Here is a 16607-nt window from a genome sequence, read left to right as displayed (position 1 = left end):
TTCTAAGTCGGCCGATAAGGGCCTTGGCCGAATTCGGTTTACGCCAAACCGAATTCGGTTTCGGGATGTGTTATTCGGGCAAATCGCCGGGTAGCAAGGCTTTGGCTTCGTTGAGATAGGCGCGGATTGTGTCGTCGCTTAGTGATAGGCCCAGTCTTTGCAGGTGGTCGGACAGCTCGCGAGCCGTAGGGCTTCTTGCCGCTTTCACATCGAATCCGTAGCCATCGATCGCCATGCCCAGCACAAGCTTCAAGAGACTATCCCGTTCGCGGGTCCCAACATCCCGGTTCGGCGCGTCGCTTCCGCACTTTTGCTTTTGGTTGAGCGCGTCAGAAAGATCCGCAATCTCGGCTTTCATGCGCTCGACTTTTATCTGGTATCCGTCAATCGTGCTGTTGGCCTTCGCCGAATACTCGTCCAGGAATTTCGAATTGTGCTGCATGGCCTGCAAATATTTCTCTCGTTCCTCTGCGAGAGCCGATTCTAGATCCGACAACGCTTTCTGTTTTTGATCATAGAGGCTCTTCCAGTCGGCAATTTGGATGCCAAGGGATTCGATTTCACTTGCAAGCTCCTCCGGAAAATCAAACCGCATTCGCCGAGCCCATGCGATTGCCATGAAGGGAATCGTTTGATCCCACAATTGTCCCATCGTTTTGGCACGGCTGACGATGGTGTTCCGTTGACTGTATTCCGCGACGAATTCGGATTCCAAGTGGAAGCGGCCTATAATTTGCCAGTTTACCTTTCGCGGGTCCCGGCCAAGGGAAAGCGCGACGATCTCTTCGAGCGACCAATAGGATAGCTTTGCCCAGTATTTGAAATCGGCCGTACTCTCCGGCTGATTATAGAAGCGCTCGTCCTCCAAACGCTTTTTCGACGCGGCGATGATCTCCGCTTCGCGCTTGCGGGCATCGGCAATTCGGGCTTTCAGTTCGACCGTCGGAAGCTGCTCCAGTTCGTCGCGATAGGCTTTGGATTCCTCTTCGGCCGTCTGCCTCTTTTCCTCGAAAGCCGGATCATAGTCTTTCCCCACGCTTTCAGAGCGAGCGCCGAACCGCAAGATCGGGTAGCGCTGCAAGATCAGATATAGAACAGGGTCAAGCGCCCACAAGGGTTCAAGTCTTGGCATTGCCGATTCCGTCCCGCTGCCGATGCGGGATCATAGACGCGGTGGCCACGACAAAAGAAGAGGCAGTTGCCCAATCTTGCTCCTATTCCACCTGTGATTTCATCGTGTGGATTTCCCCAGCCCACCAATCGGCCATCTTAACGCGCTCGTCCCAATAGAGCGCCCGGTGATAGGCCTTGCGAACCTCGTCGGCGCCGACATGGGCCAATTCCGCTTCGATCGCATCCGGCGCCCATTGGCCGCTTTCGTTCAGCAATGTGGACGCGCTTGCCCGGAAGCCGTGGGACGTCGCCTCGTCTTGGGTGAAGCCCATGCGGCGAAGCGCGCTGTTCATGGTGTTCTCGCTCATCGTGCCGGTGCGCGACGTAACGGCAGGGAACAACAGCTTCCCGTCGCCGGTCAGGGCGCGCAATTCTTCGAGGATTGCCAAAGCTTGGGCCGACAGCGGCTTGCGGTGCTCCCGGCGCATCTTCATGCGAGACGCCGGTAAGGTCCAGATCGCCTTGTCGAAATCGATTTCGCTCCATTCGGCTTGGCGAAGCTCGCCGGGCCGGGGATAGAGCAGGGCCATCAATTGCAGCGCCATGCGCGTTTCCGGCATTCCCTCGTAGGCCCAGATCGCGCGAAGCAGTCCACCGAACGCCTTCTTGTCGGTGACGGCGGCTCGATGCGAGACAACCGGCGCCGTCAATGCGCCTTTCAGGCCGAAGGTCGGGTCGTTGTCGGTGCGCGCCGTGGCAATGGCGTATCGAAAAATCTGTCCGATGGTGGAGCGAACGCGCCGGGCGGTTTCATAATTGCCCTTGGCTTCGATCCTTCGCAACGGAACAAGGATTTCGGCGGCGGTGATTTCGGACACAGGCCGCGAACCGATGTCAGGCATGGCAAGGCCAAGCAGCCATTCCTTCTTGTTCTGGGTCGTGTCGGCTTTGCCCTCTTTCGCTATCTTCAGAAGGTACTCATCCGCCACCGCCTTGAATGTGACGGCATTGCTGGCGCGCTTGGTGATACGCTCCAGTTTCGCATGATGCGAGGGGTTGATGCCCTTGGCCAGCAATGCCTTGACGTTTTCCCGGTGCCGGCGTGCATCGGCAAGCGTGACTGCTGGATATGCCCCCAGCGCCATCGTCTGCTGCTTACCATCGAAGCGATAGGACAGGCGCCACAGCTTCGAGCCTTTGGGAGACAGCAGAAGGTGCAGCCCGCCGCCGTCGCTGTGCTTTGTTGGTTTTTCTGTTGGTTTGAGGGCCTTTAAGGCAGTGTCGGTGAGCGCCATGTTGGTATCCAGCCGCAAATCTGTTGGCATCGGGCCAAGCCGCTGTTGGCATTTTCTGCCAAGCACCAACGATGCTACCAACAAAATCTTCGGATGCAACGGGACGTCACTGGACGTTAGACAACAAAAAATCCCGGAAAACCGGGCCTTTTTCTTTGCTTCTGGACCATCTAGGACGGTCTGAAACGGGAATTTGGTGCCCAGAAGAGGACTCGAACCTCCACACTCTTTCGAGTACCAGCACCTGAAGCTGGCGCGTCTACCAATTCCGCCATCTGGGCGACGAGGAGCCATGTAAGGGGAGGGACTCCGGCTGTCAACTGGCTTTTTGAAGTTTTCGTGTCAATTGCCCAAGCATCGCCCGGAAAGCCTTGGGATGCGGATTTTCACGGCGCAATTTTTTTTGGCATTCGGGCATGCGAAGCGGTCGCGGACGCTTTACGCGGGGTCTTGGAAAAGCCATCATCGCTCGGGAAAGCTTGTATGTTTCGCCTTGTCCGCAGGCCGGCTCGCCAGCCGTTTCAGCGGGGGAGGCGGGATCGCCGGACATCGGGCGAAGACGGAGGATGGTCCACCGCCAAGGCCGAATGCCCCGTTTACTGGAGGAGCGCCATGAACAAACTGGCCCATATGCTGCTCGGTTCGCTGCTCGGCCTGGCCGGCCTTTTCGCCGTCCCGGCCCAGGCGGCATCCGGCCTTTCGCCGTCCGCCCGGCCGGCTTCGGGAGCCTCGGATGTGGTGAAGGTCGAGGTCGTCTGCGACCGCTACGGCTGCTACGACACCCGCCGCCGTCGCCCGCCGCCGGACTGGGATGACGGTTACCGTCGTCCGCCACCGCCACCGCCGCCGATCTACCGCCGCCCGCCGCCGCCTCCGCCGGTATGGTGGGATGACGGCTATCGTCGCCCGCCACCGCCACCGCCGCCGATCTATCGCCGGCCTCCACCGCCGCCACCGCCGGTCTATGGCGGGCGCAACTGGAACCGGCATGTCGAATGGTGCCTCAATCGCTACCGTTCGTACAATCCGCAGACCAACCGCTTCCTGTCGACCAGCGGTTACTTCAAGGTCTGCCGCTCTCCCTATTATTGAGCGGAACCGACTGTCGATCTTCGGGCACCGGGCGGGGAGCAATCTCCGCCCGTCTCCGTCTCAGTCCCCGGCACGGCCTTCGCCCTTCGGCCGATCGACGTGTCCAAGGTCGCGCTCCGGCTCGATCACATCGCGCACCCTCTGCTTGAGGTCCTTCGGCCCCGGAAAGCCGCCATCGCGCTTTCGTTCCCAGATCAGCGTCCCGTCGATGCCGATCTCGAAGCTGCCGCCGGTGCCGGGAATGAGCGCCACCTCGCCCAGGGCGTCGCCGAAGGTCTGCAGCAGTTCCTGCGCCATCCAGCCGGCGCGCAGCAGCCAGTTGCATTGGGTGCAGTAGAGAATGGTGATGCGGGGTTTCCGGTCCATGGGACGCTCCGTTGTTATCGGACGATCTATAGCCGCGCCCCGCCGCTCGGCAAAGGGCGGGGCGCCTGCAGGGCTTGAACGGTCAGCGCACTCATGGTCATCTCCCGCCGTCAACGAAACAGGACCATGGCATGACAAGGCGCGTCGCGATCATCGAAAATACCCGCTATTCCGATCCAGGCCAGGTGGGCGTGGCGCTCTCGGAGGCCGGCGCGACGGTCGAGGTGATCAGGGCCTATGCCGGCGAGGCGCTGCCAGGCTCGGTCGACGATCACGATGCGCTCGTCGTCTTCGGCGGCGAACAGAACGCCCGGGACGACACGAAGCATCCCTACCTGCCGGCGCTTGCGGAGGTGATGCGGCGCTATGGCGAGGCGGGCAGGGCGGTGCTCTGCATCTGCCTCGGCAGCCAGTTGCTGGCCCGCGCCTTTGGCGGCGACAACCTGATCGGGGCAGCGCCGGAATTTGGCTGGCAGGCGATCGAGCCCACCGAGGCCGGGCGTGCCGATCCGGTGCTGTCGGCGGTCAACGAAGGCGGGTTTCTCTCCTTCCAGTGGCACGACGACACCTTCACTCTGCCGCCGGGCGCCATCCATCTCGCCCGCAACGCCGCGGCCCACCACCAAGCCTTCCGGGTCGGGCGTGCGGCCTATGGCATGCAGTTCCATTTCGAGGCAAACCGCGGCGTGGTGGACCAGTGGAACCGCCTGTTTCCGGATCTGGTCGAGAAGAAGCATCCCGGCTGGCTCCGGCGTCATCCGGACTATGCCGCGATGCATGGGCCCGATGCCGACGCGGCCGGGCTGGCGATCGCCCGGGCCTGGGTGGCGCTGATCTGAGGCATTCGGCCGACGGCAGGCCGCGGCGAGGTGGCGGCCGCACACGGCTTGTCCTTCACGCCGGCGGTTTCGCCCCGTGGTTCTGATCGGTTTCGGTTGCTCTTCGGCGATTGGCCGAAGGGTTCGGACGGGGCGCTGCAAGCTGCCTCGTAAGTTAGAAAATATATGGCACCCTGCGGCGCCCCGTTCGGTGATTTTTGGCACGGAAATCCGACTCCTCTACACGGGCTCCGTCGTCGACGAGACAACGGCTTGACGCCCGTTTGGGTGCCGTACAGGCACGTCGCTTGTTCAGCGAGGGGTGTCCCTGATCCTGCCCCGAGGACGGAAAGCCTGCGATCGCTCCCACCCCCGGCACCGGTTCCGCCTCGCCGGGTTCGCATGACCCGATGCATCCGATGGCGGAACGCGGCCATTCTAGGCGGGGGGAAAGGGGCGGGGATGAAATTTCCGGGTGGGGCTTGATTTCATTGAGAAAGAGCGAAGAGGCTTCCCCGTCCTGGGGCGCAAAGGGAGGCTTCTCCCTGCGCCTGCCCCCTTTTCACCGCCGAACTCGGCGCCTAGACTGGGCCGCCTGACGCCGAGCCGGAAAGGACACCGCATGAACCGCGCCCACGATCCAAGCCAGCTCGACATGGTCGTGCTGATGACGCCGGACATGGCGAATTTTTCCGGCAAGGTGCATGGCGGCGCGCTGTTGAACCTGCTCGACCGCGTCGCCTATTCCTGCGCCTCGCGCTTTTCCCAGCAATATGCGGTGACGCTGTCGGTCGACCAGGTGGTGTTTCGCCAGCCGATCCATGTCGGCGAACTCGTCACCTTCCTCGCCTCGGTCAACTATGCCGGCCGCACCTCGATGGAAATCGGCATCCGCGTCGAGGCCGAGGACATCCGCAGCGGCGAGCGCCGCCATACCAATTCCTGCTATTTCACCATGGTCGCCGTCGACGAGGCCGGCAAGCCGACCACGGTACCGGAACTGGTGATCGACAGCGAGATGAAGGCCAGGCGCAAGCGCGCGGCGGAAGAACGCCGGGCACTGAGGCGCGAATTCGAGGCGCGCTTCGAGAAGGCCAAGGCCGGGGCGGAGTGAGGGGGGCGCTCAGAAGCCCTGGAACAGGAAGTCCGTCGCGACGGTGATTTCATCGGATCGGTGCGAGAGGTCTGTAACCATCGGGCCGATCTCGGAGGTCGGGACGGAGGCCATGCGATGTGTCGCCATCACATAGGGCTGGCCGTCAATCACAAAGCGGGGCGTAAGGCGCGTCATCGTCCAAGGCATGTCGGACAGGGAGCAAGGGAGCCATAATTCGCGACGGAAGTTGATCCAAAAGGTCGGACTGAAGGTCGACCGCGAGCATGTTTCCGGCCCTCAGACGAAAGACGCGGAACCGGCTCATCAGAACTGCCGATACTTGGCGAAAGGCAATCCGTGCTTCTCGACATATTCGCGCTCCGCCCGGATCGCGTCGGCGTTCTCGATCCGCCAGAGCCGTTCCTTCTCCGCCTTGACGGCGCGGGCAAGCCCCTTCTCGGCCGCATCGGACACGTCGAGGCCGAGCACGCGGGCTTCCGTGACCAGCGTTTCGTCAAGCGGGACATCGGTTGCCTTGCGGATGTTCGAACTCATCGCACTCTCCATCGGAACGGCGGAACTATAGCGCAGTCGCGGGGGCAACGCAAAAGGCCGGCGCTGCGCCGGCCTTGCCATTTCTATGATGTTGAGGGCGCGTGATGATCCCGATGGACAGGCGGAACAGCCCCCTCATCCGGCCCTTCGGGCCACCTTCTCCCCGCGGGAGAAGGCGAGGATCACTCGTCGCTCATCTTCAGTGCGGCGATGAACGCTTCCTGCGGGATATCGACCTTGCCGAACTGGCGCATGCGCTTCTTGCCCGCCTTCTGCTTGTCGAGCAGCTTGCGCTTGCGGCTGGCGTCGCCGCCGTAGCACTTGGCGGTGACGTCCTTGCGCATCGCCGAGATGGTTTCGCGGGCGATCACGTTGCCACCGATCGCCGCCTGGATCGGGATCTTGAACATGTGGCGCGGGATCAGGTCTTTCAGCTTTTCGCACATGTCGCGGCCGCGCTTTTCCGCCGCCGAGCGGTGGACCAGCATGGACAGCGCGTCCACGGGCTCGCCGTTGACCATGATCGACATCTTGACGAGATTGCCCTCGCGGTAGTCGGCCAGATGATAGTCGAACGAGGCATAGCCCTTGGAGATCGACTTCAGGCGGTCGTAGAAGTCGAAGACCACTTCGTTGAGCGGCAGCTCATAGGTGAGCATGGCGCGCTTGCCGACATAGGTGAGTTCGGTCTGGATGCCGCGGCGGTCCTGGCAGAGTTTCAGGATGCCGCCGAGATAGTCGTCGGGGGTGAGGATCGTCGCCTTGATCCACGGTTCGCGGATCTCGGCGATCTTGACGACGTCCGGCATATCGGCCGGATTGTGCAGCTCGCGCTCGGTGCCGTCGGTCATCTTCAGCTTGTAGACGACCGATGGGGCGGTGGCGATCAGGTCGAGGTCGAATTCGCGCTCGAGGCGTTCCTGGATGATCTCCAGGTGCAGCAGGCCGAGGAAGCCGCAGCGGAAACCGAAGCCGAGGGCTGCCGAGCTTTCCATTTCGAACGAGAAGGAGGCGTCGTTGAGGCGCAGCTTGCCCATGGCGGCGCGCAGGTCCTCGAAATCGGCGGCGTCGACCGGGAATAGGCCGCAGAACACAACCGGCTGCGCCGGCTTGAAGCCCGGCAGCGCCTTTGCCGTCGGGCGCTTGTCCTCGGTGATGGTATCGCCGACGCGGGTATCGGCCACTTCCTTGATCGAGCCGGTGAAGAAGCCGATCTCGCCGGGGCCGAGCGAATCGACGGCCAGCATTTTCGGGGTCAGCACGCCGACGCGTTCGACCTGGTACTTGGCGTCCGTGCCCATCATACGGATGGTCTGGCCCTTGGTCAGCACACCGTCGATGACGCGCACCAGGACCATGACGCCGAGATAGGTGTCGTACCAGCTGTCGACCAGCAGCGCCTTCAGCGGGCCTTTTTCGCCAAGCTCGCTCTTCGGTGGCGGCAGCTTGTGGACGATGGCTTCCAGCACGTCGGGAATGCCCAAGCCCGTCTTGGCGGAAATCAGCACGGCCTCGGAGGCGTCGATGCCGATCACTTCCTCGATCTGCTCCTTGATGCGGTCGGGTTCGGCCGCCGGCAGGTCGATCTTGTTCAAGACCGTGACGATCTCGTGATCGTTGTCGATCGCCTGATAGACATTGGCGAGCGTCTGCGCTTCCACGCCTTGAGAGGCATCGACGACCAAAAGCGACCCTTCGCAGGCGGACAGCGAGCGCGAAACCTCATAGGCGAAGTCGACGTGGCCGGGCGTGTCGATCAGGTTCAGCACATAGGTCTCGCCATTATTGGCCTTGTAGTGCAGTCGCACCGTCTGGGCCTTGATGGTGATGCCGCGTTCGCGCTCGATATCCATCGAATCCAGCACCTGCTCGGACATGTCGCGCTCGGCAAGGCCGCCGGTCGTCTGGATCAGACGGTCGGCCAGCGTCGATTTGCCGTGGTCGATATGGGCCACGATCGAGAAGTTGCGGATATGGTCGAGGGGTGTGCGGGTTTCTGTGCTCATGGCTTGCGCATATAGCAGCGGCGCTTGAGCCCGCAAAGCGGAAAAGCAGGGTTTTGTTCACCCTGATGATGGGTTTTGTCCGCTTATAGCCCCGTCAGCGGCCTCTGTCGCCACGGCCGTCGTCCGGCTCGGTGATGACGGTGGCGTTCGGCACCTGGGCGCTCAGCATTTCAAAACCCTCGCGCTCATCCGGCGGAACGGCTTCGCGGCCCTTGAGCCGCATCAGAATGAACGCGCCGTAGGCTGCCGCGACCGCCATGGCGGCATAGATGAAGGTCTTGGGTCCAAAGACCGGCGTCACCAGCGTGACGAACAGTGGCACCAGCGTTGCCGAGGCCGACCAGGCGACCAGCAGGGTCGAGGCCAGCGGCACGAAATCCTCGGGCTTGGTGCGGTCGTTGGCATGGGCATTGGCGATCGAATAGACGGTCTCGACCGCGCCGGCCCAGATGGCGAAGACGATCATCAGCAGCAGCAGCTGGGCAAAGGAGGCAAACAGCGCGACGACGGCCATGACGGCGATCAGCCCGCAGGTAAACATAAGGACCAGGCGACGATCCATGCGATCCGAAAGCGCGCCGAGCGGATACTGGATGAACAGCATGCCGAGCTGCATGACGAACATCAGAAGGGCGACCTCGCCCTGCGACACCTGGTTGCCTGCGGCGTAGATCGGCGTGAAACCTTGCACCATCATCGACAGGCCGCCGGCGGCGAGAACGCCGATGAAGCCGACGGGGGAATTGCGCCAGGCCATCTTGATGTCGACGCTGACACTGGCCGGCGCCGGCGGGGTGGGCAGGCGCGTCAGGCTGATCGGCAGGATGGCGAGCGCGGTGAAGAATATGGTGACGAGCGGCGCGAGATTGCCCTCGGCCGGCAGCTGGCCGAAGGCGAAGGCGCCGACCCCCAACCCCACGACATAGGCCATGTAGAAGAAGGACATGGCCTTGCCGCGCCACTCGTTCGAGGCGGCATGGTTGAGCCAGCTCTGCGCGATGATGAAATTGGTATTGCCGGCCATGCCGTAGAGCAGGCGACCGATGATCCACAGGATCGGGTTGACGCCGATCGCGATCAACAGTGCCCCGAGGATGACGAGCGCCATCGAGGCGGCGAAAAGCCGCGCATGACCGACCCGGCGGATCAATGGACCGGCGACGACGCAGCCGACGAGCCCGCCGAAGGCGACCGCGGTGATCGCCGCGCCCGCGGCCCAGGAAGGGCTGTCGCTGCGGGTCAGGACGAAGGGAACATAGGCCGACATCACCCCGTTGCCGAGCGCCACCGCCGTCATCGAGGCAACGATGCTGGCGACGGAGAGGGGCGAATTCGCCCTGGCTTCCTCAGAGGTCATCGGGTCTTCCTGGAGAATGGCGACGCCGGATCGGCGCCCGGCAAGGCGGTGGAATGCGGAAACGGTCGCCGGGAGGAGACCGTCCAGTCTTTCTAGCCGAAGGAAAAGGGTCGCGATAGCGTCGCCGCGACGCCGGCTGTGGTTTCCCGGACGGCCCAGTCCGCGCGCCGCGGGATTGCGAGGGTTCGGCTGAAGCCCCGGCGCTGAGGACGCAAAGGCCGGCGCGGGCCTTGACTCCAGCATATGACTACGTCATTCTATGATAATGGAAAATGATGACGCCGACCTGGCGCGCCATATAGGCACCCGCCTCAATGCGCTTCGTGCCGAGCGCGGCCTGACCCTCGACCAGCTGGCGGAACTGTCCGGCGTCAGCCGGGCGATGATCTCGCGGGTCGAGCGCGGCGAGGCGAGCCCGACGGCGGCGCTTCTGGCGCGGCTCTGCTCGGCGCTCGGTGTGTCGCTCTCGGTCTTCTTCGCCACCAGCGGGGCAGAGGTTTCACCGCTCGCCCGGCGGGCCGACCAGCCGGTCTGGCGCGATCCGGAAAGCGGCTACCTGCGTAGGGTCGTTTCGCCGGGCGGAACGGGCAGCCGCGTCGACGTGGTCGAGGTCGAGTTCCCCGCCGGCGCCGAGGTGCGCTTTCCCGGCCAGCAGGCGAGCCGCAGCCAGTCGCAGCATGTCTGGCTGTTCGAGGGCGAGATGGAGCTTTCCGTCGGCGAGGCGGTGCACCGGCTTACTGCCGGCGACTGTCTCTTCATGAATGTCGGCGACGTCCACGGGTTCAGGAACCCGACGGACAAGCCCGCCCGCTATGCCGTGATCATCGATCTCGGCCACCGCTGAACAACTGCCTCTGGAGCGCCTGATGACCGCCATCCGCCTGCTGAACGAAGAACAAGCCTTGGCCGCCCTTCCCGACCTCTGCGAGGTGCTCGCCGATTGCGTCGAGGGCGGCGCCTCGCTCGGCTTCATGTCGCCCTATCGGCCTAAGGACGCGCTTCCCTTCTGGCAGGGGGTGGCGGCTGCCGTCGGGCGCGGCGAGGTTCTGCTGGTCGTCGCAGAGGGCGATGACGGGCGGGTGGTCGGGACGGTCCAGGTCGGGTTCGCCAGCAAACCCAACCAGCCGCATCGCGGCGACCTGATGAAGCTTTTGGTGCATCGCCGGGCCCGCGGGCTCGGCCTGTCGCGCCGGCTGATGGAGGCGGCGGAAAAGGCGGCGGCTGAAGCCGGCCGCACGCTTCTGGTGCTCGATACCGCGACGGGGGAGCCGGCGGAGAAGATCTATGAGAAGCTCGGCTGGAGCCGGACCGGGGTGATCCCGAACTATGCGCTGTTCCCGGATGGGCGCTACTGCGACACGACGATCTTCTACAAGCAGATCGGCTAAACACCCAAAAATTGTCCGCGGACCATGGCTCGGGCCCCCTCCCTCAGGCCCGCCGCGTCGTGCTAGCAATGGCAAGGCCCGACCGTTCGGGTCTCCAGAACCGGGGGTACCTCAATGACTTCGCTTTCTACCGGGATGCGCCGCGCCGCGGCTCTCGTCCTTCTCGCAGGCACGCTTGCTGGCTCCGCACTGCCGGCTTCGGCTGCCGACGTGACGTTCATCATGCGCAACAGCCATCCGAATGCCGTCGAGGTCGAACTCTACAGCCAGGACCGAAACCACGTCTGGCCGGGCGGCAACGAAGTCTATTATCTCGATGACGGCGAGACCAAGGAGATCCCGCTGTCCTGCAACGAAGGCGAGCAGATCTGCTACGGCGCCTGGGTTTCCGGCGATCAGGGGACTTACTGGGGCACTGGGCCGGAAAATGCCGAGAACTGCTCCGACTGCTGCTACACCTGCACCGGGGGAGAGACCGAGGAAATCAACCTCGTCCCGTAAGCCTGTTCCGGTCGGATGAAATTTTGGTCATCCGACCGGAAATGACCTTGTGTCCGTCTTGCCGAGCGGGCGCGGATGACGTTACGTTCCACTCAAGATTACAAGGGGAACGTCAACAATCATGCGGGTCATCTATTCCGAGAAGCACAAGCTGCGCGACGCCAAGACCGAGCTGCATGGCGGCATCCTGGTGAAGCCCTTCGAGGGGCCGTTCCGCGCCGAATGGATTCTCGAGGCGGTCAGGCAAGCGGGTTTTGCCGACGTTGTTGCGCCCGAGGAACACGGGCTCGAGACCGCGCTCATGGTGCACGGCGCCGACTATCTCGAATTCCTGCGCACCTGCTGGGACCGCTGGAGCGCTCAAGGCTTCCCCGGCGAGGCGATCCCGACGGCCTTTGCCTATCGCCGCAGCCGCAATCGCGTGCCCAACAACATCGACGGCGCTGTCGGCTATTATGCCAATTCGGTCGAGACGGCGATCTCCAAGGGCACCTACGAGGCGGCGATCTCGTCGATGGACGTGGCGCTTTCGGGGGCCGACTGGCTGAATGCCGGCAACCGCTTCGCGTTCTCGCTCTGCCGCCCGCCGGGCCATCACGCCGGTATCGACCTGTTCGGCGGCTACTGCTTCATCAACAATGCCGCGGTCGCCGCCCAGCGCCTGCTCGATCACGGGGCGAAGAAGGTCGCGATCCTCGACGTCGACTTCCACCACGGCAACGGCACGCAGGACATCACCTACAATCGCGGCGACATCTTCTTCGCCTCGCTGCACGGCGATCCGGTCGATGCCTTCCCCTATTTCCTCGGCTATGCCGACGAGACCGGCGAGGGTGACGGCGAGGGGCTGAACGCCAATTATCCGATGCCGGCGGGCACGACCTGGGAGGTCTGGGCTGCGGCGCTCGCCGATGCGCTGCAGCGCATCGAGGCCTATGGTGCCGAGGCGATCGTCGTCTCGCTCGGCGTCGATACCTTCGAGCAGGACCCGATCAGCTTCTTCAAGCTGAAGAGCCCCGACTATATCCGCATGGGCGAGATGATCGCCGCGACCGGCCTGCCGATCCTGACCGTCATGGAGGGCGGCTATGGCGTGCCCGAGATCGGCTTGAACGTCGCCAATGTGCTGAAAGGTCTGGAGGCCTGAGGTGTCCGGCCATGCCGCAGGCGACCTGACGCGGACGGTCGGCTTGCCGGAATCCTTTGTTCCCGCAGTTGACTTCAATCAATAATCGCCGGCCGCAAAGGCGCATACTCGCCTTGGACTATCGCGGGGAATTGTCGCAGGGGTTGTCTTCCGATCCATGATCGGCGGACGGCGTTGCGGCATCAGGGAGGCATGGCGTGGACCGGCATCGCATATTCTGGCTGGGCACTATCCTTTTGGCATCGCTTGGAGCGAGCCTGGCGGCTGGACCGACGCACGCCGACTATGTCGGGGGGCTGAACCCGGCAGGCGACAATTTCCTCGCGCTGCGCACGGGGCCGGGCTCGCGCTTTCCGATGATCCTGCCCATGGGGCCGGGCACCGAACTGACGGTGATCGGTCGTGACGGACGCTGGCTGAACGTCGAACTCCCGGATGGTACGCGCGGCTGGGCCTATGACGCCTATGTATTTGGCGGCGCCGCACCGGACGGCGGCCCCGACGGCCCACCGCCGGATAGGGACTCCACGGGACCCGGCAGCCCGCCGCCGCCGCTCGATCTTAGCGACGATGCGCCCCCCTCCGACCTGGGAGGCGATCCCTGGCCGGCCGAAAGTGCGGACGGGGAGAAGTCGGCCGAACCCGCCGACGCCGCCCAGCCCTCCGATGCCGGCGAGACAGATGCCGACCAGGCGGACAAAGCCGGTGTCCCGGCCGATCCGATGGCCAGCAACTGGATCACCTATCGCAACGACCGCTTCGGCACGCGGATCGATTATTCCGCGCCGATGTTCCGTATGCTGCCGCCGCCGGAGAACGATGATGGGCGGACCTTCGAGGCGCGCGATGGCTCGGCCCGCTTCCTGGTCTTCGGTTCGCACAATGTGTTCGACAGCACGCTCGACGAACTGATCGAGGAGCACCTGGCAGGCCTCGCCGACGACGAGAAGGTCACCCAGAAGCGCCGGGGAGACAACTGGTATCTGCACTCCGGTTTTCGCGGCGGCGACTTCTTCCTGCGCAAGGTGCTGCTGAGCGATGATGGCGGGGTGATCCACACCTTCGAGATCAGCTATGCCAAGGGCCTGAAGGCCAGGCTCGATCCGATGGCCGCGCGCATGGCGAACTCGCTGCGCACGGCGGACGAGGGGGCCGACGGCCAAGGCGAACAGCCGGCGACGACGGTTGATAAGGATCTGCCGGAAGAGACGGGTTTGGCCAGTGACGACGGTGCACGCTCCGTGGACGCCGCCGGGACGACCGCCGATGACGGCAAGGCGCCGCCGGTGACCCAAAGGGATGGCTGGGCGACACATGCTTTCGAGGGTTTTGCCCTCCAGGCGCCGCAGGACTGGAAAAAGCAGATCGACGGCGACACGCTCACCCTGAAGGCACCCGACGGCCAGCGTAGCCTGATGGTCTGGTGGTGGTTCCCCGACGAACCGCTGCTCGGCTTTAACGACATCCTCTCCCATCGCAAGATCAAGGTTGCCGGCCAGGCGGCCTTGTGGATCCACTCGAGGTTCGAGGGGATCGAGACTTTGAGCGTGACGCTCGACGAAGGCCGGGCGGACAAGAAGCGCCTGCATTTCCTGTTCGAAGCGACCGGCGACATCCGCCTCGGCGGTGGCGACCCGGACTTCGACCGCATCCTCGAGAGCGTGACGATCGATGGAGAGGAGAGCAAGGCCGAGGACGGCGGCGGCGGGCAGCCACGGGTCGTGTTCGGGTCGGGCAACCAGGTAGCGACGTCGCCTGGTGCCGCAACGGCGGACAGCGAGGCAGAGGAGGATCTGGCCGAAGAAGACGACGAGCGCCGTGCCTGGGTGGGCCGCACCTCGGTCGCGGTTCCAACCGGCTGGAAGGTCGGGCCCGACGAGGACATCGCCGGCGGGATCGTCATGACCCGGCCGGACGAAGGGGCGCAGATCGCGCTGTCGCTCTGGCCGAAGGACAAGCCGATGCCGAGCGACGAGGTCGCCTCGCTGGATTACACGGTGATGATCGGACGTCCTGCGACCGTGCTCGAACTGAGCGAAGGCCGCATGCGTGGCCGGCAGATATTCTTCGACGAACCGCGCGGCGACGGCGCCCGTCTGACGCTGTCCTACCGCGCCTTCGGCGAGGACCTGGCCGACGGTCTGCCGCTGTTCGAGCTGGTACTGGGGAGCCTCGACGAAACCCTGCCGCCGCCCGAGGGCACCGAGGTTCCCGCCGTCGCACCGGCGAGCGGAGCCGATCCCTTTGCCGATATCGACCTGAGCGACCTGGAGGTGAACCCGAGATGAGATCCTTGCGACCGATTGACCTGCCGGCCCTGGTCATGGCCGGGACACTCGCGCTCTTTTCTCCGGCGGCGCTCGCCCAGGCGCCGACCACGTGGCAGGAGGATGCCAAGAAGGCGGCGCTCGACTATGCCGATGAACAGGCCAAGGAGGTGATCAAGTCGCAGTCGCAGGCGGCGATCGTCGCGCTCTACAAGAAGCTGTACAAGTCGGGAGCCAACAAGGCCCTTGTCCGCCAGCTCGGCACGGTGGCGCTTTCGGCTAACGAGATCAACAAGTTCGCCGAGAATGCGGCCGATGCGCTGACCAGCGGCGATCCGGAAAAGGCGAAGGCGGCGACCGAAGAGGTCGCTGTCGCGCTCGGCAAGACGCTGGCCAACGGCATCAAGGACCCAGGCCTGCGCCAGCAGATGGCAGGCGTGCTCGGCAATATCGACAAGGTCAACGAGGCGGCCGACGTGCTCGGCAAGGCGGCGGGCGGCGATCCGCAGGCGGCCTATGAATTTCTCGGCCGCGCCTTCATCTCCGCGACGCCGGCGGCCGCCGCCTTTACAGCGGTCGAGACGGCGGCGGGCGTGGTGAACTACGCCAAGGGCAAGTTCGTCGACAGCACGATCGAGGAACTCTACCAGGAATATGCCAAGGGTGACGAGCAGACCCGCGAGGCGATCCGCACGCGGCTGGAAACGCTGCCGCTCTATTCCTCCGTCATCCGCGACCGCAAGATCGAGTTGGTTGACCAGCGTGCCGACGACATTTCCCAGGCGACGGCGGAACCGAGCGACGCGGTGCGCGATCGGTTGACCGCAACGAGCGACGAGGAAGTCGTCGACGACATACTCCAGACCTTTGCGGCCCGCAGCAAGAAGGACCAGGCGGCCGCCGTGGTGGAGAAGGCGCGCGCCGATGCCCAGGCCGAAGCCGACCTGATGACCGAGGCCCTCGACACGGCGGCCTATGGCAAATACGGGCGCGACTGGTGGACCAAGCACCCCTACAATCTCCAGCGCTTCACCCAGATGATCCGCGACAAGCTGAAGAACGACGGCGTGCTCGACCCGCACAATGCGACCCACATCAAGGCCATGGCGAATCTTCTGTCGACCGGTGTGGTGTATGGGGCCAGTTCCAAGGAATACCGGGACCAATTGGAGAAGTTCAAGGAATACCGGTCCGTGGTGGCGCGCCATAGCGGGCTGACCGAGGAGCCGCAGCAGCCTGCTGCGGATCTCGCCGGCCAATATGGTGGCCGTATTTCCGGCAAGGCCTCCGGTTCCTTGACCCTTGTCGTTGCCGGTTCTTCGGTCTCCGGTTCGATTTCGGGCAGCTTCGAGGGCGACGGCTTCACCGCACGGTTTTCGGGATCGCTGGGCGCGGACGGCGCCTTCAGCGCGCCTTTGACCGGTGTGCTGCAGGGCACGGTGTTCAAGGAGACCAAGCCCTATCCGTTCAACGGGACGATCAATGGCCGGGTCGACGGGCGTTCCGGTTCGGGCCAGTGGTCGGCCAGCAACAAATGGGGCGGCGGCAGCGGCGGCTGGCAGGTGTCGAAATAGGCGGGTGGCGCTCTCTCTGCGTGAGGGCGGCT

Annotated in this window: 15 protein-coding genes, 1 tRNA gene and 1 pseudogene; 9 read left to right on the top strand and 8 right to left on the bottom strand. The window is 64.0% G+C overall.

All coding sequences use genetic code 11. From position 1 onward, the window contains the following. Positions 1-70 precede the first annotated feature (70 nt). The 3 genes from RHIZ70P_RS02440 to RHIZ70P_RS02430 all read right to left on the bottom strand — a co-directional run bounded on the left by RHIZ70P_RS02440 (position 71) and on the right by RHIZ70P_RS02430 (position 2689). Positions 71-1132, bottom strand: coding sequence for a hypothetical protein (locus tag RHIZ70P_RS02440; protein ID WP_115668774.1), 1062 nt, complete (start codon positions 1130-1132; stop codon positions 71-73). Positions 1133-1214: 82 nt separating this feature from the next. Next, the gene (locus RHIZ70P_RS02435; RefSeq protein ID WP_115668773.1) at positions 1215-2408 is read right to left on the bottom strand and encodes a tyrosine-type recombinase/integrase; all 1194 of its coding nucleotides are present in this window, start codon (positions 2406-2408) and stop codon (positions 1215-1217) included. Between the two features lie 194 nt (positions 2409-2602). Next, a tRNA-Leu gene (locus tag RHIZ70P_RS02430) sits at positions 2603-2689 on the bottom strand. 331 nt (positions 2690-3020) lie between these two features. On the opposite strand from RHIZ70P_RS02430, the gene RHIZ70P_RS02425 reads away from it, so the two are divergent. Next, entirely contained in the window at positions 3021-3500 is a 480-nt protein-coding gene (locus RHIZ70P_RS02425) for a BA14K family protein (protein WP_115668772.1), read from the top strand. Positions 3501-3560: 60 nt separating this feature from the next. Here the strand turns inward: RHIZ70P_RS02425 and RHIZ70P_RS02420 are convergent, their stop codons facing one another. Then, positions 3561-3866, bottom strand: coding sequence for a SelT/SelW/SelH family protein (locus RHIZ70P_RS02420; protein WP_115668771.1), 306 nt, complete (start codon positions 3864-3866; stop codon positions 3561-3563). Positions 3867-3997: 131 nt separating this feature from the next. On the opposite strand from RHIZ70P_RS02420, the gene RHIZ70P_RS02415 reads away from it, so the two are divergent. Together RHIZ70P_RS02415 and RHIZ70P_RS02410 are read left to right on the top strand one after the other, a co-directional pair. After that, positions 3998-4705 carry a type 1 glutamine amidotransferase gene (locus RHIZ70P_RS02415; protein WP_115668770.1) on the top strand — a complete coding sequence of 236 codons (708 nt, stop codon included), beginning with the start codon at positions 3998-4000 and terminating at the stop codon, positions 4703-4705. 601 nt (positions 4706-5306) lie between these two features. Beyond that, positions 5307-5798, top strand: coding sequence for an acyl-CoA thioesterase (locus tag RHIZ70P_RS02410; protein ID WP_115668769.1), 492 nt, complete (start codon positions 5307-5309; stop codon positions 5796-5798). A gap of 9 nt (positions 5799-5807) precedes the next feature. Here RHIZ70P_RS02410 and RHIZ70P_RS02405 read toward each other — a convergent pair. The 4 genes and pseudogenes from RHIZ70P_RS02405 to RHIZ70P_RS02390 form a co-directional block, all read right to left on the bottom strand. Then, positions 5808-6105, bottom strand: a pseudogene (locus RHIZ70P_RS02405) (CcdB family protein). Then, positions 6105-6335 carry a type II toxin-antitoxin system CcdA family antitoxin gene (locus tag RHIZ70P_RS02400; protein ID WP_115668768.1) on the bottom strand — a complete coding sequence of 77 codons (231 nt, stop codon included), beginning with the start codon at positions 6333-6335 and terminating at the stop codon, positions 6105-6107. The pseudogene RHIZ70P_RS02405 and the gene RHIZ70P_RS02400 overlap by 1 nt, the downstream one beginning before the upstream one ends. 182 nt (positions 6336-6517) lie before the next feature. After that, complete coding sequence (gene lepA, locus RHIZ70P_RS02395) at positions 6518-8341, bottom strand: translation elongation factor 4 (protein ID WP_115668767.1); 1824 nt, start codon at positions 8339-8341, stop codon at positions 6518-6520. Positions 8342-8435: 94 nt separating this feature from the next. After that, positions 8436-9698, bottom strand: coding sequence for an MFS transporter (locus tag RHIZ70P_RS02390; protein ID WP_115668766.1), 1263 nt, complete (start codon positions 9696-9698; stop codon positions 8436-8438). 265 nt (positions 9699-9963) lie between these two features. Between RHIZ70P_RS02390 and RHIZ70P_RS02385 the strand changes: the two genes are divergently transcribed. The 6 genes from RHIZ70P_RS02385 to RHIZ70P_RS02360 all read left to right on the top strand — a co-directional run bounded on the left by RHIZ70P_RS02385 (position 9964) and on the right by RHIZ70P_RS02360 (position 16575). After that, positions 9964-10542, top strand: a complete 579-nt coding sequence (locus tag RHIZ70P_RS02385) for a helix-turn-helix domain-containing protein (protein WP_115668765.1) — start codon at positions 9964-9966, stop codon at positions 10540-10542. A gap of 22 nt (positions 10543-10564) precedes the next feature. Then, a complete protein-coding gene (locus RHIZ70P_RS02380) occupies positions 10565-11086 on the top strand; it encodes a GNAT family N-acetyltransferase (protein ID WP_115668764.1) in 522 nt (173 codons plus the stop codon). A gap of 135 nt (positions 11087-11221) precedes the next feature. Further along, positions 11222-11587 carry a hypothetical protein gene (locus RHIZ70P_RS02375; RefSeq protein ID WP_115668763.1) on the top strand — a complete coding sequence of 122 codons (366 nt, stop codon included), beginning with the start codon at positions 11222-11224 and terminating at the stop codon, positions 11585-11587. 121 nt (positions 11588-11708) lie between these two features. After that, on the top strand, positions 11709-12734 hold the full coding sequence (locus RHIZ70P_RS02370) for a histone deacetylase family protein (RefSeq protein WP_115668762.1): 1026 nt from the start codon (positions 11709-11711) through the stop codon (positions 12732-12734). Between the two features lie 197 nt (positions 12735-12931). After that, positions 12932-15022 carry an SH3 domain-containing protein gene (locus tag RHIZ70P_RS02365; protein ID WP_115668761.1) on the top strand — a complete coding sequence of 697 codons (2091 nt, stop codon included), beginning with the start codon at positions 12932-12934 and terminating at the stop codon, positions 15020-15022. Further along, complete coding sequence (locus tag RHIZ70P_RS02360; protein ID WP_115668760.1) at positions 15019-16575, top strand: hypothetical protein; 1557 nt, start codon at positions 15019-15021, stop codon at positions 16573-16575. The genes RHIZ70P_RS02365 and RHIZ70P_RS02360 overlap by 4 nt, the downstream gene beginning before the upstream one ends. Positions 16576-16607 lie beyond the last annotated feature (32 nt).

The organism is Paenirhizobium selenitireducens ATCC BAA-1503 (assembly GCF_900492185.1).
GTDB classification, from domain to species: domain Bacteria; phylum Pseudomonadota; class Alphaproteobacteria; order Rhizobiales; family Rhizobiaceae; genus Allorhizobium; species Allorhizobium selenitireducens_A.
This window is presented reverse-complemented; position numbering and strand designations above follow the sequence as displayed.

Coding starts and splice junctions, on each gene's coding strand:
- RHIZ70P_RS02385 (WP_115668765.1), top strand. CDS start 9,964: ATGGAAAATGATGACGCCGACCTGGCGCGCCATATAGGCACCCGCCTC.
- lepA (WP_115668767.1), bottom strand. CDS start 8,341: ATGAGCACAGAAACCCGCACACCCCTCGACCATATCCGCAACTTCTCG.
- RHIZ70P_RS02425 (WP_115668772.1), top strand. CDS start 3,021: ATGAACAAACTGGCCCATATGCTGCTCGGTTCGCTGCTCGGCCTGGCC.
- RHIZ70P_RS02435 (WP_115668773.1), bottom strand. CDS start 2,408: ATGGCGCTCACCGACACTGCCTTAAAGGCCCTCAAACCAACAGAAAAA.
- RHIZ70P_RS02380 (WP_115668764.1), top strand. CDS start 10,565: ATGACCGCCATCCGCCTGCTGAACGAAGAACAAGCCTTGGCCGCCCTT.
- RHIZ70P_RS02370 (WP_115668762.1), top strand. CDS start 11,709: ATGCGGGTCATCTATTCCGAGAAGCACAAGCTGCGCGACGCCAAGACC.
- RHIZ70P_RS02375 (WP_115668763.1), top strand. CDS start 11,222: ATGCGCCGCGCCGCGGCTCTCGTCCTTCTCGCAGGCACGCTTGCTGGC.
- RHIZ70P_RS02420 (WP_115668771.1), bottom strand. CDS start 3,866: ATGGACCGGAAACCCCGCATCACCATTCTCTACTGCACCCAATGCAAC.
- RHIZ70P_RS02360 (WP_115668760.1), top strand. CDS start 15,019: ATGAGATCCTTGCGACCGATTGACCTGCCGGCCCTGGTCATGGCCGGG.
- RHIZ70P_RS02415 (WP_115668770.1), top strand. CDS start 3,998: ATGACAAGGCGCGTCGCGATCATCGAAAATACCCGCTATTCCGATCCA.
- RHIZ70P_RS02410 (WP_115668769.1), top strand. CDS start 5,307: ATGAACCGCGCCCACGATCCAAGCCAGCTCGACATGGTCGTGCTGATG.
- RHIZ70P_RS02390 (WP_115668766.1), bottom strand. CDS start 9,698: ATGACCTCTGAGGAAGCCAGGGCGAATTCGCCCCTCTCCGTCGCCAGC.
- RHIZ70P_RS02400 (WP_115668768.1), bottom strand. CDS start 6,335: ATGAGTTCGAACATCCGCAAGGCAACCGATGTCCCGCTTGACGAAACG.
- RHIZ70P_RS02440 (WP_115668774.1), bottom strand. CDS start 1,132: ATGCCAAGACTTGAACCCTTGTGGGCGCTTGACCCTGTTCTATATCTG.